General features: G+C 42.6%; 18 protein-coding genes and 1 pseudogene. 17 read left to right on the top strand and 2 right to left on the bottom strand.

Going from position 1 to position 22,634, the window contains the following annotated elements:
• Positions 1–53 precede the first annotated feature (53 nt).
• From AC0N32_RS02105 to AC0N32_RS02170, 14 genes and pseudogenes are all read left to right on the top strand, one after another.
• Positions 54–419, top strand: coding sequence for an FtsL-like putative cell division protein (locus tag AC0N32_RS02105; protein ID WP_476392225.1), 366 nt, complete (start codon positions 54–56; stop codon positions 417–419).
• Positions 403–2,394, top strand: a complete 1,992-nt coding sequence (locus tag AC0N32_RS02110) for a penicillin-binding transpeptidase domain-containing protein (protein ID WP_476392226.1) — start codon at positions 403–405, stop codon at positions 2,392–2,394. Before AC0N32_RS02105 ends, AC0N32_RS02110 begins: the two co-directional genes overlap by 17 nt.
• Before the next feature lie 68 nt (positions 2,395–2,462).
• Positions 2,463–3,923 carry a UDP-N-acetylmuramoyl-L-alanyl-D-glutamate--2,6-diaminopimelate ligase gene (locus AC0N32_RS02115; RefSeq protein WP_476392227.1) on the top strand — a complete coding sequence of 487 codons (1,461 nt, stop codon included), beginning with the start codon at positions 2,463–2,465 and terminating at the stop codon, positions 3,921–3,923.
• A gap of 45 nt (positions 3,924–3,968) precedes the next feature.
• Positions 3,969–4,358 carry a four helix bundle protein gene (locus tag AC0N32_RS02120; RefSeq protein ID WP_476392228.1) on the top strand — a complete coding sequence of 130 codons (390 nt, stop codon included), beginning with the start codon at positions 3,969–3,971 and terminating at the stop codon, positions 4,356–4,358.
• A 28-nt stretch (positions 4,359–4,386) separates the two neighbouring features.
• Positions 4,387–5,628 (top strand): phospho-N-acetylmuramoyl-pentapeptide-transferase, encoded by a 1,242-nt coding sequence (mraY, locus tag AC0N32_RS02125; protein WP_476392229.1) that lies wholly within the window; start codon positions 4,387–4,389, stop codon positions 5,626–5,628.
• Between the two features lie 56 nt (positions 5,629–5,684).
• Entirely contained in the window at positions 5,685–7,013 is a 1,329-nt protein-coding gene (gene murD, locus AC0N32_RS02130) for a UDP-N-acetylmuramoyl-L-alanine--D-glutamate ligase (RefSeq protein ID WP_476392230.1), read from the top strand.
• 51 nt (positions 7,014–7,064) lie between these two features.
• Positions 7,065–8,303, top strand: coding sequence for an FtsW/RodA/SpoVE family cell cycle protein (locus tag AC0N32_RS02135; protein ID WP_476392231.1), 1,239 nt, complete (start codon positions 7,065–7,067; stop codon positions 8,301–8,303).
• Positions 8,304–8,339: 36 nt separating this feature from the next.
• Positions 8,340–9,494 carry an undecaprenyldiphospho-muramoylpentapeptide beta-N-acetylglucosaminyltransferase gene (gene murG / locus AC0N32_RS02140; protein ID WP_476392232.1) on the top strand — a complete coding sequence of 385 codons (1,155 nt, stop codon included), beginning with the start codon at positions 8,340–8,342 and terminating at the stop codon, positions 9,492–9,494.
• A 74-nt stretch (positions 9,495–9,568) separates the two neighbouring features.
• Positions 9,569–10,927, top strand: a complete 1,359-nt coding sequence (murC, locus tag AC0N32_RS02145; RefSeq protein WP_476392233.1) for a UDP-N-acetylmuramate--L-alanine ligase — start codon at positions 9,569–9,571, stop codon at positions 10,925–10,927.
• Positions 10,928–11,090: 163 nt separating this feature from the next.
• Positions 11,091–11,425 (top strand): annotated as a pseudogene (locus tag AC0N32_RS02150) (GxxExxY protein).
• A gap of 144 nt (positions 11,426–11,569) precedes the next feature.
• Entirely contained in the window at positions 11,570–12,532 is a 963-nt protein-coding gene (locus tag AC0N32_RS02155) for a cell division protein FtsQ/DivIB (RefSeq protein ID WP_476392234.1), read from the top strand.
• 21 nt (positions 12,533–12,553) lie between these two features.
• On the top strand, positions 12,554–13,945 hold the full coding sequence (ftsA, locus tag AC0N32_RS02160) for a cell division protein FtsA (RefSeq protein WP_476392235.1): 1,392 nt from the start codon (positions 12,554–12,556) through the stop codon (positions 13,943–13,945).
• Between the two features lie 92 nt (positions 13,946–14,037).
• Positions 14,038–15,933 carry a cell division protein FtsZ gene (ftsZ, locus tag AC0N32_RS02165; RefSeq protein ID WP_476392236.1) on the top strand — a complete coding sequence of 632 codons (1,896 nt, stop codon included), beginning with the start codon at positions 14,038–14,040 and terminating at the stop codon, positions 15,931–15,933.
• 279 nt (positions 15,934–16,212) lie between these two features.
• Positions 16,213–16,659 (top strand): GatB/YqeY domain-containing protein, encoded by a 447-nt coding sequence (locus tag AC0N32_RS02170; RefSeq protein ID WP_476392237.1) that lies wholly within the window; start codon positions 16,213–16,215, stop codon positions 16,657–16,659.
• A 594-nt stretch (positions 16,660–17,253) separates the two neighbouring features.
• Here AC0N32_RS02170 and AC0N32_RS02175 read toward each other — a convergent pair.
• Positions 17,254–18,534: a tyrosine-type recombinase/integrase gene (locus AC0N32_RS02175; RefSeq protein WP_476392238.1), complete on the bottom strand. Its 1,281-nt coding sequence runs from the start codon at positions 18,532–18,534 to the stop codon at positions 17,254–17,256.
• A gap of 857 nt (positions 18,535–19,391) precedes the next feature.
• Between AC0N32_RS02175 and AC0N32_RS02180 the strand changes: the two genes are divergently transcribed.
• From AC0N32_RS02180 to AC0N32_RS02190, 3 genes are all read left to right on the top strand, one after another.
• On the top strand, positions 19,392–20,948 hold the full coding sequence (locus AC0N32_RS02180; RefSeq protein ID WP_476392239.1) for a fibrinogen-like YCDxxxxGGGW domain-containing protein: 1,557 nt from the start codon (positions 19,392–19,394) through the stop codon (positions 20,946–20,948).
• A gap of 117 nt (positions 20,949–21,065) precedes the next feature.
• Positions 21,066–21,536: a DNA-binding domain-containing protein gene (locus AC0N32_RS02185; protein ID WP_476392240.1), complete on the top strand. Its 471-nt coding sequence runs from the start codon at positions 21,066–21,068 to the stop codon at positions 21,534–21,536.
• Between the two features lie 9 nt (positions 21,537–21,545).
• Positions 21,546–21,800 carry a DUF4469 domain-containing protein gene (locus AC0N32_RS02190; RefSeq protein ID WP_476392659.1) on the top strand — a complete coding sequence of 85 codons (255 nt, stop codon included), beginning with the start codon at positions 21,546–21,548 and terminating at the stop codon, positions 21,798–21,800.
• A 275-nt stretch (positions 21,801–22,075) separates the two neighbouring features.
• Here the strand turns inward: AC0N32_RS02190 and AC0N32_RS02195 are convergent, their stop codons facing one another.
• Positions 22,076–22,432: a hypothetical protein gene (locus AC0N32_RS02195; RefSeq protein WP_476392241.1), complete on the bottom strand. Its 357-nt coding sequence runs from the start codon at positions 22,430–22,432 to the stop codon at positions 22,076–22,078.
• Positions 22,433–22,634: the final 202 nt, after the last annotated feature.

Raw genomic sequence — 22,634 nt, forward strand, 5'->3', positions numbered from 1 at the left:
AATTGACCATTCACAAGCAAAGCGGATTCACTGCGAAGCAAATTGACAATAAATTGGCAAAAAGAACAACATATCGTCCTCAGAAGAAATTAACTTTTATAGACATTATAAAAGGGAATTTCCTGAACCGTGATGAGATCAAAATACATTACCGGTATTTTCTTCTGTTGTTCATATTGATGATGGCGATGATTTACAGTAACCATTTGGTGAATAAGAAGATCGAAATCGTTAATGCCCTTAAGGAAGAAACGGAAGAATATAAATCTAGAAACGCTTACGCACAAAGTAAGCTTATAAAAGTAAAAATGGAGTCGGAGCTGGGGAAAGAGGTGGCCCGGGATTCTTTAATGACCCTGGAAAGCCACCCGCACAAACTGCTCATAAAACTGGATAGTACAGATGCAAAAACAAAATGACTACGATAACAAGCGTAAAAAAACGTTACGTTGGGGCTACCTCTTTGCAGTGGTAGCTTTGTGCGTGTTTGTCATGTTTTTAGCAAGGATCGTGATCCTTCAGAATACGAACGTCCAGGAAATCAAGGACGACTACATCAATAAAAATTACCGTGAAGCCACGCTGAAGGCAGCCCGGGGAAATCTTTTCGCTTCCGATGGCTCTATTCTGGCCACTACGGTGATGCGCTACGACATTTATCTGGATTTTAAAACGATGAAAGATACCGTCTACAGCAACAATATCGGTGCGCTCACGGATTCTTTAAGCAAAATGTTCGGAAAACCGAGAGGTGAATTCAGGAAGAAATTTGATGATCAGCGAAAAAAGAAAAACCAGTATTATACACTGGTAAAAGGGCTTGATTTCGATCAGTACGACCGGATCAGAAAATTTCCGATCTTTAAAAAAGGTAAAAATAAAGGCGGTTTCATCGTCGACAGAAATTATAAGAGAGAGCTTGCCACATCGGAAATCGGTGCCGGTACCATCGGAATGGATGATGGGGTGCATACAGCCGGTCTTGAAGGGGCTTTCTCAAAATATTTAAGAGGAACAGACGGGAAAAGACTGGAGCAGAGGATTAATTCATCGCAATGGAAGCCGATCGACTTCTGGAAAGTTCAGGAGCCTGTGGACGGAGAGGATGTTTATACGACTTTAGATCTTAGAATTCAGGATATTGCGCACTCAGCTTTACAAAAACAGCTGATCAATTTCGAAGCAAAACACGGAACGGTGATCGTCATGGAAGTCGAAACAGGGAAAGTCCGCGCGATGGTCAATCTGAGAAGAACCGACGAAGGAGAGTACGTAGATTCCTACAATTATGCTTTAAAAGATAATATAGAACCGGGTTCTACTTTTAAAACCATTTCTCTTCTTGCTGCTATGGACGACGGTTTCATCGATGAAAATACTACGGTAGACGTCGGAAACGGAGTTTGGGTATATGCCAAGCAGAGAATTTCAGATGGCCACGGCCACGGAATTTACGACATCAGTGATGTGCTGGCCAAATCCAGTAACGTGGGTTCCGCCAAGCTGATTACAAAATATTACGCTGAAAAGCCACAGATCTTTTTAGACCACTTAAGACGATGGAAGCTGTTCGACAAAATGGATATCGAGCTTCCGGGGATTACAAAGCCAAGGTTTGTAACACCGGAAAGTAAAAAATGGAATCCTGCGGCCCTTGCATCGCTGGCTTACGGATATGCTTCCAACATCAATTTATTACAGTTAGCCACTTTCTATAACGGTGTGGCCAATAACGGTAAAATGCTGAAGCCTCTTTTTATTGATAAAATCATGAAAGACGGTAAGGTAATGTACAGTGCGAAACCGGAAGTCATGGTCGACAGAATGGCTTCTGAAAAGGCCATTAAAATGATGACGCATGCCTTGACAAAGGCTGTGGAAAAAGGAACCGGAAAGAGCATTTTTACCCCGAATTTAAAAATGGCGGGGAAAACCGGAACGGCAAGATTTGAGTACTGGCTTCCGGGACCTATGAAATACCGCGCTTCATTTGCAGGGTTTTATCCGGCTGATAAACCGAAATATACCTGCTATGTGATGATCAGCGAACCGAATACCGCGAAAGGGTTTTACGGCGCTACGGTTGCGGCTCCGGTATTCAAGGAGATTGCAGGAAAAACTTTCCTGAAGACTCCTCAGAATATTGAAAGAGAGATGCTGGTCGATAAAAAGGTAAACCTCAATAAAATGGTGGAACCCAATGTAAAAATAGCGGTAAACAATAAACAAATGCCGAATGTCGTAGGATTAATTGGTAAAAATGTGATCCCGCAGCTGGAGAATTTGGGATATCGTGTCGATTTTAAAGGCGTGGGAAGAATTAAAGAGCAATTCCCATTAGAAGGCACGACCATCAGTAAAAACCAGAGAATTTATTTGTCTCTGCAGAATTGAAAAAAGAAAGAGTCCTGAAGGGGCGATTTAAAACAGAATAGGATAAAGTCCTATTAAAAAATAAAAACATGCAATTAGTTGAATTATTAAGAAGGATCCCAGTTTTAGAAATTCACGGAGATGACAGCCGTGAGGTTTCAGGGCTGGTTTTCGACAGCAGAATGGTTACGGAAAACTCTTTGTATATCGCAATGAGGGGGACGGTTGTGGATGGACATTCATTTATTGCAGCTTCTGAAGAAAAAGGAGCAAAAGCGATTGTCTGTGAAGAATTTCCTGATCATTTAAAGGAAGATATTACCTATGTAAAAGTGAAAGATTCTTCCAGAACATTGGGGCAGCTGGCCTCTAATTTTTACGGAAATCCTTCAGAGAAACTAAAACTAATAGGAGTTACCGGAACCAATGGAAAGACATCCGTTTCAACTTTGCTTTTTGATGTTTTTAAAAATTTAGGATATGATTCTGCGCTGCTTTCTACTGTAGAAATCAGAATTGCGGATCAGGTAATTCCCGCTACCCATACAACGCCTGACGTTATTACGATTAATAAAATCCTGGCCCAGGCGGTTGAAGAAGGCTGTGAATTTGCTTTCATGGAAGTAAGCTCCCACGGGATTGCCCAGAACAGGATCGAAGGGCTTCATTTTAAAGTCGCAGGGTTTACCAACCTTACACACGATCATTTAGATTATCACAAAACTTTTGATGAGTATTTAAAAACCAAAAAAAGGTTTTTTGACCAACTGGAAGATACTGCCGTTGCTATCACAAACGTCGATGATAAAAACGGAAATGTAATGCTTCAGAATACAACAGCCGCGAAAAAGTCTTACGCTTTGAAGACAATGGCCGACTATCACGGAAGATTACTGGAGGTCGATTTTAACGGAATGCTGTTGAATTTCAACGGAAAGGAATTCTGGACGACCCTGACGGGAAAATTTAACGTCTATAATTTATTGCTTGTTTTCGGGATAGCTTCCGAACTGGGTTTTGAGCAGGAAGAAATCCTTCAGGCGATCAGTCAGCTGAAAAGAGTGTCCGGAAGATTTGAAACTTTCAAATCAGACGGCGGAATCTTTTTTATTGTAGATTATGCCCACACGCCGGATGCCCTGGAAAATATCCTGGACAGCATTAATGATATCAGAACTAAAAACGAGCGGCTAATTACCGTTTTTGGTTGCGGAGGCGACAGAGATCACTCGAAAAGACCTGAAATGGGAAATATTGCGACGAAGAAATCTACGCTGGCCATCATCACTTCAGATAATCCGAGAACGGAAGATCCGGCAGCCATCATTAAGGAAATCGAAGCGGGTGTCGAACCTCAGAACTTCAGCAAGTACACTTCAATTCCCGACAGAAGGGAAGCGATAAAAATGGCGATAAAATTTGCCGAGCCGAAAGATATTGTCCTCGTAGCGGGGAAAGGTCATGAAACCTATCAGGAAATTAATGGCGTGAAACATCACTTTGATGATAAAGAAACGATTAATGAACTTTGGAAACTGATGAGCAAATAAATTATTAATTTAAAGATTAAATTGATTTAAAAATTTAAAAATTTGATGAAGACAAAAAATTTTGAAAACTTTCCGGTTTACATCAAAAGTTTAGATTTAATTGAAAAAGTTTACCAATATCTTCAAGACAAAAGTCTAGGTAAGGAGTTTGAATTTAATAATCAAATAAAAAGAGCAAGCTTTTCAATATCAAACAATATTGCTGAAGGCTCAGAGTATAACAATAACAGACAGTTTATTAAATATTTAAAAATTGCAAAAGGCAGCTGCGCAGAAGTTAGAAGTATGATGATTGTAAGTAAAAGATTAAAGATAGGAGATGAAAACAAAGCCGAGGAAATCATTAATCTCTCAAGAGAAATTTCTTCAAATATTTCAAATTTTGTTAAATATTTAAATGAAAATATTGAGAGGTCACAATCTTTGAATCTTTAAATAAATTAAATTTTAAATCAAGAAGCCCATGCTATACTATCTATACCAATATCTAACCAACCACGGCATCCACGTTCCCGGACTTGGACTGTTGAGGTACATCTCTTTCCGTGCAGGAATGGCGGTTCTTTTTTCATTGACGATTGCACTTGTTTATGGAAAAAGAATCATCAATTATCTGAGAGCGAAACAAATGGGGGAGCTGGTGCGCGATCTGGGCCTTGATGGACAGAAACAGAAAGAAGGAACGCCTACCATGGGAGGTCTCATTATCATCCTGGCGACGCTGATTCCTGTTTTGCTGTTTACAAAAATCACCAATGTCTATATCGTCCTGCTTATTGTTTCGGTACTCTGGATGGGGTCGATCGGTTTCCTGGATGATTACCTGAAAAAAATTAAGAAAAATAAAGACGGGCTGAGCGGTAAATTTAAAATCGTAGGACAGGTAGGATTGGGCCTAATCGTAGGTGTCACCATGTATTTCCACCCCGATATTACGGTGAAAAGAAAATATGCCGATGCCAAAGTGGTAAACCGGAATAATGTGGAACAGAACTTTATGCCGACCGAGAAAATTGCTGTTTCCACGGTGCCTTTTGCAAAAAATAACGAATTCGATTACAGCGGGATGCTATTTTGGATGAATGATAAAGATGCTCACGAATGGGCCTGGATCGTATTTATTCCTATTGTGATCTTCATCGTGACCGCCGTTTCAAACGGGGCGAATATCACCGATGGGATCGACGGCCTCGCCGCCGGAACAAGTACGGTCATCCTTCTGGCACTGGCCTTCTTTGCCTATGTGTCCGGAAACATCATTTTTGCAGATTACCTCAACATCATGTTCCTCCCGAATATGGGTGAAGCAACGATTTTCATTGTCGCTATGGTGGGAGCGGTCATTGGGTTCTTCTGGTACAATACCTATCCGGCCCAGGTATTCATGGGCGATACCGGAAGTCTTATGCTGGGAGGCGTGATTGCCGTTCTGGCGATCATTTTGAGGAAAGAACTGATGATTCCTGTATTGTGCGGGATCTTTTTAATAGAAAACATTTCCGTGATGGCTCAGGTTATTGTTTTCAAATACAGAAAAAGAAAATACGGGCTGGAATATGCCCAGAACAATAGATTATTCAGAATGTCCCCTTTACATCACCATTACCAGAAAGGAGGCTTTCATGAAAGTAAAATCGTTAACAGAATGATTATCATCGGAGTAATGCTGGCCATTGTATGCCTGATTACATTAAAGATGAGATAAAACCGGCAGTAGACATAGGCAATAAGCTTGTAGTTTACAGCATAAAGCAAAAAAGTATGAAAATAGTTGTTTTAGGAGGAGGAGAAAGCGGTTGTGGCGCTGCTTATTTGGCTAAAAAACAGGGTCTTGAAGTTTTTCTTTCAGACCAGGGAGCTATTAAAGATCATTATAAAAAGTTTCTTTCTGAAAATGAAATTGAATTTGAGGAAGAAAACCACGATGAAGAGAGAATCCTGAACGCAGACTGGATCGTGAAAAGTCCGGGAATTCCTAAAAAGGCAGAGATCATCCATAAGATTCATGATAAAGGAATCAGACTTTCTTCCGAGATCGAATTTGCTTCAGAGTTTACCGACGCCAAAATCATTGCCATCACCGGAAGCAACGGAAAAACAACGACCACTTCCCTGATCTACTACATCCTGAAAAACGACGGACTGAATGTAGGCCTGGGCGGAAATATCGGGTACAGCTTTGCCAGGCAGGTGGCGGATGAAAACCACGAATATTACGTCCTGGAAGTAAGCTCTTTCCAGTTGGATGATATTCAGAACTTCAGGCCCTATATCTCTTTATTGCTGAACCTGTCGCAGGATCATCTCGATCAGTACAATTACAATTATGAAGAGTATGCGCTGGCAAAGTTCAGGATCACTGAAAATCAGGAAAACGACAATTTCTTCATCTACAACAAAGATGATGAAATGAGCAAAAATATACTTGAAAAGCTTGAAGTTAAAGCGAAAATGATTCCTTTCTCAACAAAAGAAAAACTGGATGAGGGCGGTTTCGTAGATAATGATCGTATTATGGTTAAAATGAAAGATGAATTCTCGATGAAAATTGAAGAGCTGTCTCTCCTTGGAAATCATAATGTTGCCAATAGCCTGGCCGCATCCATCGCAGGTAAGATATTGGAAATCAATAATGAAAGTATTAGGAATTCATTAATGACTTTCCAGGCAGTTGAGCACAGGCTGGAGTTTGTTACCGAGCTCGAAGGCGTAAAATACATCAACGACAGCAAAGCAACCAACGTCAACGCTACCTATTATGCCCTGGAAAGCATGAAAAATCCGACCGTTTGGATCGTTGGCGGAGTGGATAAAGGGAATGATTATACCGAAATTGAAGAGCTGGTCAAAAGAAAAGTAAAAGCAATTGTCTGCTTAGGAATTGACAACGAGAAAATTATAAGCTTCTTTAAGGATAAGAAAGAATTTATTTATGATACCTCGAGCATGGAAGAAGCGGTAAAGATTTCAAAATCACTTGCTAAAAAAGGAGACACGGTTTTACTTTCTCCATGCTGTGCAAGCTTTGATTTGTTTAAAAGCTATGAAGACCGAGGGCGTCAGTTTAAAGAGCAGGTTTTAAAAAATTAAATAGAACCCGAAGAACTCCCTTTCCCTGGAGAGGGTTGGGATGCGAATATTATGATTGAAGAAGAAACAGAAAACAGATTTGAATTCCTGAAGGGCGATAAAGTACTTTGGATGGTCATTCTTGTGATCTCCATTTTCTCTATTTTCCCGGTTTATTCTGCAAGTTCGAATCTGGAATATATTGTGAACAATGGTACTACCACAGGCCACGTGATCAAGCATATGTTCTTTGTCGTGCTGGGGCTCGCCATTATGAGAATTGTGGGAATGGTAAAATACGAGTACATCGGCAAGCTCAGCAGTATTCTATTGGGATTGATGATCGTTTTGCTGATTGTGACGATGTTTACCGGGCAGACCATCGACGGGGCCAGTGCTTCACGATGGCTGAAGATTCCCGGAACACCGATCTCTTTCCAGCCGTCTTCCTTTGCGTTTCTCATGCTCATCATTTATCTCTGCAGATATTTAACCAAAAAGATCACGCGCGAAAGACTTCCGATTGAGAACATCATGTACATTTTCGGGCCTATTTTACTGGTTTTCGTGTTGGTGGCAAAAGACAATGGTTCTACGGCATTAATGATTTTAATGGTTTCCGTTGTCGTTTTGATTATCGGCCAGCTGCACTGGAAGTACATTGCAGGCTTCATTTCTGCATCATTTATTGCCATTGTTTTGTTTTTAATAGTTGCTTTAAATACCAATCTCATCGGCGGAAACCGGGTACACACCTGGATGAGCCGTATCGAAACCTTTACCTCAAGCAAGGCCAAAACAGCCGATGTGGATGATGAAAGCGTGAAAGCCAAAAATTACCAGGTAATGCAGGCCAAAGCAGCCATTGTTCACGGGGGGATTACGGGAATGGGACCCGGTAAAAGTGCTCTCAAGCAAATGCTACCGCAGTCTGCCTCCGACTTTATTTTTGCGGTAATTGTTGAAGAGTACGGTCTTATAGGGGCGGCATTTCTCATCAGCATGTATCTCATTATGATGATCAGGATTGTTATGATTGCCAGTAAAATGCCGGCTTTCTTCGGATCATTGCTCGTGCTCAGTCTTGGGGTCATGATCTTTGTGCAGTTATCCGTAAATATCGCCGTGGCGGTTAACCTGATTCCGGTGACAGGACAGCCGCTGCCTTTGATCAGTTACGGAGGAACCTCGATGCTGGTGACCTATTTGCAGTTGGGAATTATTTTGAATATCAGCTCCAGAATCCAGATTTATGATGAAGAGGGAATGGGCAAAAAGCAAAGCATTGCAGAAATCAATGATATTGCTTAAAAATAAATTAGAAAGAATCATAATTGATTAAATAAAATGAACAATCAGTCAGCCAACAGCCAGAAGCCAACAGCCATCCGCGTTTTATTATCCGGAGGGGGTACAGGAGGACATATCTTCCCGGCTATCGCTATTGCAGATGAAATCAAAAAGAGATTTCCTGATGCAGAGTTTTTGTTCATTGGAGCCAATGGTAAGATGGAAATGGAAAAAGTTCCGCAAGCCGGCTACAAAATAGAAGGAATTGATATCGCCGGGATCAACAGGGGAAAAATTCTTTCCAATTTGGGGTTACCTTTTAAGATTTTAAAAAGTTTATCTAAATCGAAAAAGGTCATTAAAAACTTCGCCCCTGATTTTGCGATTGGAACTGGTGGTTTTGCGAGCGGGCCGGCTTTGTATGAAGCCAGTAAGCTTGGGATTCCTATTTTTATTCAGGAACAGAATGCCCATGCGGGGGTTACCAATAAAATATTAAGTAAAAAAGCAAAAGCCGTTTTTACCGCCTACCCGAAAGTGGAGGGGTTTCCGGCTGAAAAAATACATTTTCTGGGCAATCCGATCCGTGAAAATATTGTTTCAGGGATGCAGGATGCTGCAGAAGCAAAAGAAAAAATGGGACTGAGTAAAGATAAGCTGACGATTTTATCTGTTGGCGGTTCCTTAGGCTCAAGAACATTGAACACTGCGTGGCAAGAAAACCTGGATCGCCTGAAAGAAAAAGGCTACCAGCTGATCTGGCAAACGGGCAAACTGGATTATAAAGAAATTGTTGATGGTCTTCAGTTGTCCGTTGATGGCAATAACCAACAACCGGCAACCGGCAACCAGATACAGATAAAGGAATTCATCAAAGATATGGAAACCGCATATTCCGCCGCGGATGTGATCGTTTCACGGGCTGGGGCTATAGCCATTTCAGAGCTCGCAGTGGCAGAGAAACCTGTATTGCTGGTTCCTTTTCCTTTTGCAGCGGAAGATCATCAGACCAAAAATGCGATGAACCTCGTGGAGAAAAATGCTGCCAGAATGGTAAAGGATTCCGAAATGAAAGACCGGTTCTGGACTACACTCACAGAAATCTGTGAAAATGAAGAATTAAGAAAAGAAATGTCGGAAAATCTTAGATATTTTGCCAAACCCAACGCCGCAAAAGAGATTGTAGAGGAGATTTTTAAAATAATAAAATAGATAAGATTAAGATGTTGCAGCTTCGGGATGAAATCTTGGAATTCAAAATGACTTGATCTTTTAATTTGAAATAAATGAACAATTTAAAAACATATCAGAATTTTTACTTCGTGGGAATCGGAGGCATCGGGATGAGTGCTCTGGCACGGTATTTCCATGCTTCGGGCAAAAAAGTGTCGGGGTATGACAAAACCAACACCAAGCTTACGCAGGCTCTGATGAACGAGGGAATTGATATTGTTTTTGAAGATAAAGTGGATGACAGGATCACGTCACTCCAGCCGGAAGATACTTTGGTAATCTACACCCCGGCAATCAAAAAGCTAGGGATTTTAGATTATTTCAATGATCATCACTTTGAGGTATTGAAACGCGCGAAAGTTTTAGGACTAATTACGGAAAACACCGACTGCATAGCGGTTGCCGGAACCCACGGAAAAACGACGACTTCTACATTGGTTTCCCACCTCTGCAAGGAGGCCGACTTGCCATTTTCATGCTTCCTGGGAGGGATTTCCGAAAATTTTAAATCGAATTTCCTTTACAACGGGACACAATATTCTGTGGTAGAAGCAGACGAGTATGACAGAAGTTTCCTCAATCTGTCTCCCGATTGGGCCGTAATAACGTCGATCGATGCAGATCATCTCGATATTTATGGAGATAAAAATACCATTGAAGAAGGGTTCAGGCAGTTTGCCGCATTGGTTCCCGACGACAAACAGCTTTTTGTAAGAAAAGGAATTGACATCGGCAGATCTCATCTTACCTATGCTGTAAACGAAGAGGCCGATTTTTATTCCGATAACCTGCGTATGGAGAATGATACGATCTATTTTGATTTCCATACGCCTGAAGAAATGGTAAAAGATTTTGCCTGGGAAATTCCGGGAATCCATAATGTAGAAAATGCAACGGCTGCACTGGCAATTCTTCATAAGTTAGGAGTGAGCTTTGAAACTCTTAAAAAGGCAATTGCCAATTTTAGAGGTATTAAAAGAAGATATACCAAACACCGGTATGAGAACGGTAAAATTTACATCGACGATTACGCTCACCACCCGACAGAAATTAATGCGGTAATGAGCTCGATCAGGACTTTTTACCCTGAAAAGAAATTGCTGGTGGTTTTCCAGCCGCACCTGTTCAGCAGAACGAGGGATTTCGCAGACGGTTTTGCAGAAAGCCTTAGTATGGCTGATGAACTGATCCTGCTTGATATTTATCCGGCCAGGGAACTTCAGGAAAACTTTGAAGGAATTACTTCAGACTGGCTCCTGGAAAAAGTGACTTTAGATAAAAAGGAAGTTTCAGCATTACATGAGGCTTTCAATAAGATAAAAGAAAAAGAATTCGATATCCTTCTCACGGTAGGCGCAGGAAATATTGATACGCTGTATGATCCTGTCTGTGAGTGGATGAGTAAATATTAATTTGATAAACGCAACGAGCGCAATGGAAATTATATAACCCCGTATAAAGTCGTTCGCAAGGGCGTTTCACTCAGCAAATGATAACTGAAAATATCATTTGTAAATAGAAAAACACAAAGATGACAGAAAATGAAATATCGAATATAGTTTTTTTGATGCAGGGATGAAAGTGTATCGAAAACTTGGAATAGGGCTCTATGAAAATGTTTATGAACAATGCTTAATTCATGAATTGAAGAATAGCGGACTTTGTATCGAAAGACAAAAGGATATTAGCATCAATTATGAGGGTTTAATTGTCGAAAAGCATTTAGAGTCGATTTATTAATTGAGAATAAAGTAATTATAGAAATAAAAGCAGTTCCGGAAGTTAATAAATATCATTTCTTCCAGCTTCTTAATTATTTAAGAATTGCAGAAATGAAATTAGGGATGATTTTAAATTTTCATTCGACCTTATTTAAAGATGGAGTAAAAAGAGCAGTAAATAAATTATAAAGCTTGGTTTAAGTACCCTAATAAAAGTATAAAATAGAGTATAATGTTTTCAGCTAACATTCGCTGAGTGAAACGCCTTTGCGAACGGAAAATATAAAGTAAGCATTTAAAGAAAAACCTTGCGCTCATAGCGTTAAATATAAAATGAAAAATAAATACAGAATATTAAAAATTGCCGTCACCGTGATCCTTCTTGGGTTTCTGCTGAGCTTTTCTTTGAAGAAGTTCAGTGGTCAGAAGATTACCGACAATAAGATTTCTGTAAAGATGAGTGATAAAACTCCGGTTTATTTTATTGATGAAAAAGACATCCGGGAGATTGTAAAAAAGGAGAACCCTTCCGGAAAGGTGGGGGAGCTGGATATTCCGGCGCTGGAAAAAAAGATCAATGCGCTTCCGGCGGTTGACAGTGCCAATGTTTATCTGAATCTTAACGGGAAACTGAATTTAGACATCAAACAGAGAGTTCCTGTTTTCAGGCTGAATAAAAACGGCAGAGACTTTTATGTTGATGAAAAAGGGATTGAGTTCCCGATATCCAAAACGTATTCCCATCCTTGTATGCTGGTAACGGGAGATGTACAGAAAGACGAATACCGGAAGCTGGCGGAGCTGGTAGAGAAAATCGATAAGGATGATTTCAGCAAGAAATATTTCATCGGGATCTCAAAGAATAACGGAAGCTACAACCTTTTGACCAGCGAAGGAAACTACAAAGTGGAGATCGGCGATCTTGATAACATTGAGTTTAAGGTAAAAGGCTTTAAAACCTTTGTGGAAAAATACCTTGTGTATCAGGATCCTGAAAAGTACAATATGGTATCGGTAAAATACCAGAATCAGATCGTCACGACTTTAAATCCCAATTTTAAAGAAAACGACAGCATTCTGAATGCAAGAAATAAAGAACTGGCCAAAGTGCCGCTCGTGGCAGTAAAGAAAACCGCCGAGCTTCCGAAGCCTGCAGAAGTAAAAAAGACGACTAAAAAAATAACCTCCTCTTCATTAAAACCAAAACCAGTAACCAAGCCGAAACAGCAACCGAAAACAGAGAAAAAAACAACGGCAGCAAAGCCGAAAACGAAGGCAAAAGTTAAAATAGAATAAAAATCAAATCGATATAAACAAATGGAAAATCAAGAGTATTCAGTAGGTCTGGACATCGGGACGACAAAAATCGTCGCGATTGTCGGAAGGAGGAATGCACACGGGAAGATAGAAGTTCTCGGTGTAGGGAAGGCTAAGAGTCTTGGTGTTCACAAAGGTATTGTGAATAATATTTCGCAGACCATTAATTCAATCAAGGCTGCTGTGGCTGAGGCACAGTCCAGCGCTGGAGTGCCGATCCGTAAGGTGACGGTGGGGATTGCCGGAAAGCATATCCGTTCGCTGCAGCATTCCGATTATATTATGCGTGAACATCCGGATAAATTCATCACAGATGATGACATTGAAGCATTGAAAGATCAGGTCAAGAAGCTGGTCATGCTTCCCGGTGAAGAAATTATCCATGTACTTCCTCAGGAATATAAAGTAGACTCCGAGGGTGAAATTCAGGAACCTGTCGGCATGCACGGAAAACGTCTGGAAGCCAACTTCCACGTTGTCGTGGGGCAGATGGGAAGCATCCGGAACATTGCAAGATGTGTGCGTGAGGCAGGCCTTGAAATGGAAGCCCTTACTTTAGAGCCCTTAGCATCTTCGGAAGCGGTATTAACGAAAGAAGAAAAAGAAGCGGGCGTAGCCATCGTCGATATCGGCGGCGGAACAACGGATATCGCTATTTTTAAAGACAATATTATTCGCCACACCTGTGTAATTCCTTACGGTGGCGGTATTATTACAGAAGATATTAAAGAAGGCTGCTCGATCATCGAAAAGCATGCGGAACAGCTGAAAGTAAAATTCGGATCGGCGGTGCCTGAGCTGGAAAAGGACAGCACCTATGTGACCATTCCGGGACTTCACGGCAGACCGGATAAGGAGATCTCTCTGAAAACCCTTGCGCAGATCATCAATGCCAGGGTAGAAGAGATCCTGGAAATGGTGAATACGGAGCTTAAGGCGTACGGCGCATTCGAGCAGAAGAAAAAGCTGATCGCGGGCATCGTGCTTACCGGAGGCGGATCCAATCTGAAGCACCTTCGTCAGCTGGCCAATTATACCACCGGTTTCGACAGCAGGATCGGTTTTGCCAATGAATATATAGCGAACGATAAAAATCAGTATCTTAAAGGACCTGAATTCGCGACTTCCATCGGATTGCTGATGGAAAGTTTAAAGATCAGGGATAAAAAACAGAATGCTGAAATCCAGGAACCCGTTCAGGAGGCTGCAGAGGTGAAGGCAGAAGCTCAGGTTACCGCAACGGAAACCGTTCACGAGCCTTTGCAGCCACAGGCAGAAACCGTTCAGCCTGAGCCTTCGATAGCCGGGCAGCAATCCAGAAAAGCCGCAAAGCTTACGTTCGGACAGTCGCTCATGGAAAAAGTAAAAAAATTCTTTGAAGAAGTAGAATAAATTATAAATGATGGATTGATAAGCGATAAATGATCTTTTCCTTATCAATGATCATCAATCAATTATCAATTATAATTATAAAAAATATAGTTATGGAAAATATAGGGACACAGGGGTTTTCGTTTGACTTGCCAAAAGGAAATTCATCAATAATAAAAGTAATCGGTGTTGGAGGCGGTGGAAACAACGCGCTGAAGCACATGTACGAAAAAGGAATTCACGGGGTAGATTTCGTGATCTGCAATACAGATGCCCAGACGTTGGATAATAACCCGGTTGCCAACAAAGTACAGTTGGGAACCACCATTACGGAAGGTCTTGGGGCTGGGGCAGACCCTGAAGTGGGAGAGAAATCGGCTATCGAAAGCATCGAAGACATCAAAGCTGCGATGGGACAAAACACCAAGATGGTGTTCATCACGGCCGGAATGGGTGGTGGTACCGGAACCGGTGCAGCTCCTGTAATTGCCAAAGTTGCCAAAGATATGGGGATTCTTACCGTAGGGATCGTTACCGTTCCTTTCAGCTTTGAAGGAAAAAGAAGACTCGAGCAGGCCGAAAACGGACTGGATAAATTAAGAAACAACGTAGATTCCCTGATTGTTATTAATAATGATAAGCTGAGACAGCAGTTCGGGAACCTGGGCTTCAAGCAGGGATTCTCCAAGGCCGATGAGGTATTGACCAACGCCGCTAAAGGAATGGCCGAAGTAATTACCGGTTATTTCGATGTAAACATCGACTTTAGAGATGCTAAATCAGTGCTTCAGAACTCGGGAACGGCATTAATGTCTACAGGTGTAGCTTCAGGTGAAAATAAAGCGGAAGAAGCCGTAAGAAAGGCGTTGGATTCCCCATTGCTGAATGATAACAAGATTACCGGAGCCAAAAACGTGCTTTTGCTGATCAGAAGTGGTGCCGAAGAGGTAACGATGGACGAAATCGGGGTGATCATGGATCATATCCAGAAAGAAGCCGGACACACCGCCGATATTATTTTCGGGGTGGGTTCTGATGAAGAGCTTGGCGATTCTGTAAGCGTTCTTGTGATCGCTACAGGATTCTCAAATGACAACAAAAAGTTTTCCGGGCCTACAGAGAAGATTAAGATCAGTCTTAATGACAGCTTCGATTCGCCGAAAGAGTCTCCTTTTAAAACAAGACAAGAGAGAGAGGTATCGGAGAACGACTATGAGTTTGGAGGGAAAAACCTTTTCAGACTGGATGATGAAGATAATGATGCTCCATTCTTCGGATCGTCTTCTGAAAAAAAAATGACCATTGAAGAAGAGCCTGCAAAAACGGAAATAAAATTCACTGACAGAGAAGAAGATACGCTGCAGACCCCGGAACACAGCTGGAGAAATGAGGAAGAAGAATCGTTCAGCCTGTTTTCTCTGGATGAAGAGCAGGAAGACAGCAACGACCTGGAGATCGAGTCTTTCAAATTTGACTTCGACCAGAAAAAAGACGAGCCTCAAACCGGAGGTTCCGCTTCAAGGTCTTTTTCGGAAGAAAAGCCGATTGAGTTCAGCTTCTTTGTGAATGAATCGAAAAATAACGAACCGAAGTCTGATTTCGGGCAGCCGAAGGCAGAGTTCACCACTTCCGGTGAAGTCAACCAGCTTACGGAAGAGCCTCTTCAGAAAGTGGAACATTTCTTCCAGCACCTGAAAGAAGAGCCTGTCATCGAAACGAAAGCTGAAACAGAAGCTCCGAAGCAAGCGGAAGAAGAGTTCACCTTTGTGAATAAAACCGTAGACCAGGAAAGGGTAATGGAAAGAAGAAACAAGCTGAAGGAATTCAATTCCCGCTACCAGAGCTTCGACAGCTCCAGCGAGTTTGAATCGGTTCCGGCATTCAAGAGAAAAAACATCTCGATCGAAGGAACCAATGCTTCAGACCAGAACATCAATACCTACCTCTCCGATAACAACGGAAACATGCAGATCAGAGAAAACCGTTTTTTGAATAAAGACGTAGATTAATTGCTGTAAGCGATAAGCAGTAGGCAGTAAGCTATAGGCAGTAAGCAGTAAGCTATAGGCGATGCATTGTACGAATCTTAGCTTACCGCTTAAAGCCTAAAGCCAAAAGCAACTAAGCGAAGCGATAAATATGTAGATTAATTGCTGTAAGCGATAAGCAGTAGGCAATAAGCTATGGGCAGTAAGCAATTAATAGGCATTGCATGAATCTTAGCCTACTGCTTAAAGCCTATAGCCTATAGCCTAAAGCTTAAAGCCTAAAGCCTAAAGCCAAAAAAGATGAGTTTAGAAAACACCATAAGCGAGGCGATAAAAACGGCGATGAGAGCGAAAGACAAAGTGGCTTTGGATTCTCTTCGTGCGGTAAAGTCGCAGATATTGCTCCTTAAGACGGAAGCCTGGGATGCCGAGGTGACCGAGGAGCAGGAGATCGCCATTCTTCAAAGAATGGTGAAGCAGCGTAAGGATTCTTACGATCAGTTTACGGCGCAGGGAAGAAATGACCTGGCCGAAGTGGAAGAGGCCCAGATGAAGATCATCGAGCAGTTTCTTCCCAAGCAGCTTTCTGCGGAAGAGCTGGAAGCCGAAATGAAAAGCATCATTGCCGAAACAGGCGCCGAATCCATCAGGGACTTAGGGAAAGTAATGGCAGCCGCTTCAAAATCCCTAGCCGGAAAGTCGGACGGAAAGAGCATTTCCGAGACGGCGAAAAGGCTGCTCTCTTAGCTTTTGGTTCACGGTTGTTTGTTGACAGGTCTTAAAACCATCAACCATTAACCCAAAAACCATCCACTATTTAATAAGGATATTCAACCTTTGCATATCGATTTGATTAAAGAAGCCCGAAACTGAAAAGTTTCGGGCTTCATTTATTTATCCTTAGTAAGAATTCAAATCCATAGGGCTGAACACTGTAATTCTGAGGGAATAGGTAATACTTTTTTCATGGCATTGTTTTCAGAATCTATTCAAATATAATGATTTTATTGATGTGAGGGTCTTAAAAAATGATAACTTTTTAAATAAATGTTAATCTTTTACCATTGATTAGCCATGGAAGAAGCGATTTAGCCTGAGTTCGGGATAATTTATATGAAACGCAGGCTAACAAAAGTATTAATCACATGCTTTTTAAAATTAATAGACAAAGGCGTGAAGCTTATCAAAGTAATACAAAATTCTTGTATTACCTTGATAAACGAAGTGGCATTGTTTACCTTAAAAGCGTTTCCAAAATTAAAATTCTTTGTTTCTCTTTGCGATAAAATGATCCCGAGCTCAGGTTATTTAAGCGCTTTGTGTACTAGAGCTTCTCCAGGACTATTTCCATTGATGCTTGCTTACGGTGCGAAATTCATTACCGGAAATGGTTCTGCTGATGCCTTCGGTGTAGGTGCTGTGAAAATACCCGTTTAAAGAAACGATCCGGTTGTTATCGGTTCGGTTGATGTACTTCAGGAACATCTCTTCCGTAGAATGGCCGGTAGCTTCCATGAGGAGGGCGGTGGGTATCTTCCCAAAGAAGTTGGTGGCAAAGCTGCGCCTTCCGATGTGGCTGGTGATCACCTGCCATTTCTGCGTTAAAACGGTTTTTGTCCGGTGGCCGATTCTTTTGCGGGCACGGATCTGGTGGTGCAGACCTGCCAGTCTCGCGATCTGCCTGATCTGCCTGTTGTAGACCAAAGGATCCAACGGTTGCGGGAAGTTGCCGTTATTTCTTCGGATCACTTCCGTTACTGCGGGGTGTAGCGGCAGGGTGATCTCTTTTCGGGTCTTCTTCTGGACAAAGGAGATGCATACAATACCGTTGATTTCGATGAGCTTGTCCCGGGTAAATTCCATGAAGTCGGAGATCCGCTGTCCGGTGTAACAGCTGATCAGCAGCCATTCCCTGGCGGCCTTCAGTACGGCAGGAACCTCGCAGTTCGTGATTCTCAGGATTTCGTCTTCCGAAATGGTGACCAGCTCCCGCTGCTGTGCTTTGCGTCGTATTTCAAACTCGCGGACCGATGTCCTGATCCCTTTTTTTTCGGCAAAGTTCAGAACGTTCTTTACAAAATTCAGGGTGCGGTAGATGGTGCTTTCGCTGTAGCTTCCGCTTCTTCCGAAATCGATAAAATCCTGGATAAAACCATCGTTGAGGTCCTTGGTCATGAGCCTTTTGGAGCGGGCGCCCTGGTAGCGCTCGAGGAAGCGGAAAAACACCATATACCTTTTGAACGTAGAATGGCAGATGATGTGGCGGCGGGAGGCGATGTACTGCTGTACGAAAAGAAGAAAGGAATCCCTCGGATGGCTTACCTGCTTGTCCAGGCTGATGGTCCTGATGATCCGGTTGATCGTGCGGGAAGAGATCTCCCGGTTTCTTTTATGCCGGTAGACCTCCAGGATGCGGAGCCGGATGGCCTCCATCTTGGTATTGACTTTCTTGCTGCTCTTTAGATACGGGTTTTTAGGCCTTTGCCGGGCGTGGTCCCATTCTTTTTCTTCGATGGTGATGTACGTCCGGAAACGCAGCTCGGCATTGGTTTTCTTATCAATCACCGAAAGTTGGAGATCTCTTGCGTCTCCTTTTTTAGGGAATAAGTACTGAATGATCATATGTGTTTATCGTGAACAATTTGCAGTACTAATTTAAGACAAAAAAAGTAGTCTTAGTTTGACTACTTTTATTTGACAAATGTAAATATTTTATGATTACACCCCAACAATAATCATTTGTTTTTTAATATGTTAAATGGCAAATCTTGTCAAAAAAACGTCCGTTTTTAAGCATTTTAACCAAATTCTCAATACCATAAACCTTACTGATTTTTAGACGTTTGAAAACAAAATGTAGTCAAACTAAGACCACTTTTCATAAATGATGAAAAACCAAACGATTAGCTTTCTACGACTTCCTGTATTCGTACCTTTCTGCGTAAAGACGTTACGCTTCATTTTGCTCAATACTAAATCTTTTTGTTTAGAGATTACGGCAAGCCACTTCAGCCGTCCTCCGCCGGGTTTTAAACACAAACGGCACGAATGATCTTGCACGAATAGCACTAATACCTTTAGCATAGCAAATCCGGAAGCGAAACTCAATCTCCGCGAGCTCTTATAAGCAAAGCGGCTTTGTGAAACTTAAAGCTTAATGCATTAAAAAAAACTTCGTGCACTTCGTGTTCAAAAAAGAATAGGGTGCAGAAACCGAGTAATAACATTAAATGATGATGAATACATATAACCACCCCGTCAAAAATTCTTTGAATTTTCGCCACCTCTCCGCAGGATGGGAATTTTCCAGGTTTTCGGTACGATGAGTGGTCGTTCATCTTCAATAGTTTACTCTGCAAGCTCTTATAAGCGAAGCGGCTTTGTGAAACTTAAAGCGCAATGCATTAAAAAAATCTTTGTGCACTTTGTGTTCAATAAATAAAGTAATCAAAACAATAACAATTTATAATTCATAAACAATGAAAAACATTATTACACTGGCTGTTCTGTTCATCAGTCTTACGATGTTCGCTCAGGTGGGGATTAATAATACCTCTCCTAAAGCCACCCTTGATATTACCGCCAAATCTACAGGTACCAGCACCGCCGAAGGACTTATTGCCCCAAGATTAGAAGGCAGTGACATCAAAGGGAAAGATGCGAACTACGACACCGCTCAGAAAGGAGCGATTGTTTACGCTCTTTCAGCGGTTGCTTCTCCCAGCACAAAAACGGCTAATATTACCGCGGAAGGATATTACTATTTTGACGGAAGTGTCTGGCAGAAGCTTTCCAACTCTTCCGTTCCGGCGGTAGTGGTGTCATCCTCCGCTCTTAACGGAACTTACAAAGCAGGGACGGCCATGACGGCTTCTAACACATTTACGGTAACCCTGGCCAATAACTCCTTTAGTACGGCTACTATTGCTTTCAGTACCTCAGACCTTGTGCTTTCAGGGGTTACCGGGCTTTCTGTAGCTTCGGTGAGTCCTGCTTCCAGTACTTTGATAGCGGGAGGAACGGTAACGGTAACTTATACTTTGTCAGGAACTCCGGCAGCATGCGGGACGCTGAGTGCAACTTGGAGCAAGCTTACATTGAGCTCAACCAAAACAATCAGCGTAGCTCCTAATCCAACATTTACCTGCAGCGCAGGATCCTGGTCAAGTGTATTACCAGAATACAGGCTCAATGGGCTGATCAACGGAACATCTTACTCAGGAACCTATACATTACCATACACCGGAGGAGCATGTACTTATCCCGCGGAAACCATTACCCAAAGCGGACTTACACTCAGCATCGCAGCGGGCACATACAGTACCAGCGGAAATCTTACCTATACCTTATCAGGAACTTACACCGGTACAACCAATGGAGCGGTAACCTTTACGACAGCTGGCGGATGTACCATTTATCTGGGGCCTTGTGCAAGCTGTAAGGAAATTTTAAATAAAGGACTGACAACGGCAGATGGAGTTTATTATGTAGATATTGATCAGGCAGGAACTACGTATGCACCGATGAGAGCATATTGTGATATGACCACTAATGGCGGTGGCTGGATGCTTCTCGCTGTTAACGGTTCCAGTCTTTCTGCACCAACCCAGAAAACTGAAATGACAAGTCCTGGTAGCAGTGGCTACCTATCCCGTGCAGTTGTAATGCAGATTGCCAGCATAAGTACACAGGTTCAGCTGAGGGCTGGAAATTCATCGACCAGCTATGCCAATAAAACAACTTCTCAGAGCGGAGGACCTGCTATCCTGGCCTTAAGAAGTTCGGACACTACTATTTTGGGGCTTGGAACCTGGCACAGATCCGGAGGTCCGGAAGATTTCAGTAACAATACGACAATCCCTACCGTAGGTACCTGGACCTGGTATGGAGCTACTTGCACAAGTTCTACTGCCGGTGGATGGCCAACGATGTACCATGATTGTGGGTATGCGAATGGTGTACACTGGTTTATGTCGGATCAATATTCTAACCGTACAGTTGGTGGAGAACAATGGGCATCTACATGGGTAAGATAATAACTGGATTCGCGGATATATTACCGGTGAAGTAATAAAAATTATAGAACTCAACCTTCAAGGTTTCTGAAACCTTGAAGGTTTTTAAATCAACAATCATTTTTAAAGAAAATACTTATGGCAACAATTCTTCATCGCATCAAAGCGTATCTGTATGATAACGTTTTAACGAAAGACAATCCCAATGATTTCACGGCGCGCACAGCGAGCAAGCGTAGCCTTAATGTCCAGCAGATCTGCCAGGCAGCCGTGTCTCGTGGCGGGGCAGATATTTCCGCCTCCTCCATGGAGCACGCCACCGAGCTGTTCCTGAAAGAAATGGCCTACCAGTTGTATGACGGTTTTTCCGTAAACACGGGCTACTTCACCGCAAGCACCACCATCCGCGGGGTGTTTGACAGTCCTTCGGAGACGTTTAACAAAGACAAGCACAGCATCATTTTCCAGTTCAACCAGGGCGAAAAGCTAAGGGCAGAGATCCCTAACATTGAGGTGAATATGTTAGGGGTCGCAGAGTCTTCTTCGGTGATCTTACAGGTTACGGATGTAAAAAGCGGTTCTGTGAACGACCTTCTCACCCCGGGCTGAAACCTGAAGATCGCGGGCAGCAAGATCAAAGTAACAGGAGAAGATCCTTTGGTTGGCGTGTTCCTTGTCAACGCCGCCACGCAGGCCAGAACGAAAGTAGACGCGTCCGATATTGTTACGAATAATCCTTCGGAGCTTATCGTGATAATTCCGGCATTGGAAGCGGGGACGTATACCATAGAGATTGTCACCCAATATGCAGGCAGTATTACCCTGAAGGAACCGCGCATCGCCACCCTCAACAGGCAATTGGCTGTAGAATAATAAGCGGCTTGCATCGGTGCATGCAAGAGGTTTGCAAGGAGGCGTGTAAGGGTATTGCAAGGAGGCTTGCAAGACGCTTGTTTGGTAGCAAGCAAACGACTTATTCTAAAACCTACCCTAATGCTGAAATTATATTATACTGTATTGAGGTTTAGATTAGCACAAAAATATTCCATCCTGGAGATGGTTTTTTCATCAACTGTGTTGACTCCGGTCTGGGAACTTTCCCGGCCGGAGTTTTTTTGTGGCTGAGTGTAAGGACTGGTGGCTTCGAGTCACCTCAGCCACCATTCAACGGAATCCACCATTTCCCTGTAACAGTAAACCAAAAATCCACCGTAAAAAGACTGTCGAAAAAATTCCCCTCCCATGGAGGGGTACCAAAAATTCAAAGAATTTTTGGTGGGGTGGTTTGAGAAAGATTGCGGGATTGCTGCTTCCAGTGCCCGGTGGCTGAGCGGAGTCGAAGCCACCGGGAGACGGAGCGTAAGGACTGGTGGCTTCACGTATGGCAGCGTCATAAACCACCCCGTCGCAAATTCCTGTGGAATTTCCGCCACCCCTCCAATGGAGTGGAATTGGAAGCAGTCGTTGTGAGATGAGGAAGGGTGCATTACCACTGCAATTGTCATCCTGAAAGGATCTCAATACGAATCTTTCCGTACGCAAGTTATCGGCGAGGTCGGGATTCCTACGAATGACAATAACTGGTTGACTTTCGGGGCCTGAGGCTCTCGAAGGCCCGCGTGCACTGGCACGACTGGTGGCTGAGCGGAGCCGAAGCCACTTCCATACCCCTATTTCATTTACCAAAAGCACCGATAGTTTTTATAT

This window comes from Chryseobacterium endophyticum (assembly GCF_056333165.1).

What these genes read in the sequence shown, in the direction of transcription:
- AC0N32_RS02135 (WP_476392231.1), top strand. Translation starts at nt 7,065, where the DNA reads ATGATTGAAGAAGAAACAGAAAACAGATTTGAATTCCTGAAGGGCGAT.
- ftsZ (WP_476392236.1), top strand. Translation starts at nt 14,038, where the DNA reads ATGGAAAATATAGGGACACAGGGGTTTTCGTTTGACTTGCCAAAAGGA.
- AC0N32_RS02120 (WP_476392228.1), top strand. Translation starts at nt 3,969, where the DNA reads ATGAAGACAAAAAATTTTGAAAACTTTCCGGTTTACATCAAAAGTTTA.
- mraY (WP_476392229.1), top strand. Translation starts at nt 4,387, where the DNA reads ATGCTATACTATCTATACCAATATCTAACCAACCACGGCATCCACGTT.
- AC0N32_RS02195 (WP_476392241.1), bottom strand. Translation starts at nt 22,432, where the DNA reads ATGACAATTGCAGTGGTAATGCACCCTTCCTCATCTCACAACGACTGC.
- murD (WP_476392230.1), top strand. Translation starts at nt 5,685, where the DNA reads ATGAAAATAGTTGTTTTAGGAGGAGGAGAAAGCGGTTGTGGCGCTGCT.
- murG (WP_476392232.1), top strand. Translation starts at nt 8,340, where the DNA reads ATGAACAATCAGTCAGCCAACAGCCAGAAGCCAACAGCCATCCGCGTT.
- AC0N32_RS02180 (WP_476392239.1), top strand. Translation starts at nt 19,392, where the DNA reads ATGAAAAACATTATTACACTGGCTGTTCTGTTCATCAGTCTTACGATG.
- murC (WP_476392233.1), top strand. Translation starts at nt 9,569, where the DNA reads ATGAACAATTTAAAAACATATCAGAATTTTTACTTCGTGGGAATCGGA.
- AC0N32_RS02155 (WP_476392234.1), top strand. Translation starts at nt 11,570, where the DNA reads ATGAAAAATAAATACAGAATATTAAAAATTGCCGTCACCGTGATCCTT.
- ftsA (WP_476392235.1), top strand. Translation starts at nt 12,554, where the DNA reads ATGGAAAATCAAGAGTATTCAGTAGGTCTGGACATCGGGACGACAAAA.
- AC0N32_RS02185 (WP_476392240.1), top strand. Translation starts at nt 21,066, where the DNA reads ATGGCAACAATTCTTCATCGCATCAAAGCGTATCTGTATGATAACGTT.
- AC0N32_RS02110 (WP_476392226.1), top strand. Translation starts at nt 403, where the DNA reads ATGCAAAAACAAAATGACTACGATAACAAGCGTAAAAAAACGTTACGT.
- AC0N32_RS02115 (WP_476392227.1), top strand. Translation starts at nt 2,463, where the DNA reads ATGCAATTAGTTGAATTATTAAGAAGGATCCCAGTTTTAGAAATTCAC.
- AC0N32_RS02170 (WP_476392237.1), top strand. Translation starts at nt 16,213, where the DNA reads ATGAGTTTAGAAAACACCATAAGCGAGGCGATAAAAACGGCGATGAGA.
- AC0N32_RS02175 (WP_476392238.1), bottom strand. Translation starts at nt 18,534, where the DNA reads ATGATCATTCAGTACTTATTCCCTAAAAAAGGAGACGCAAGAGATCTC.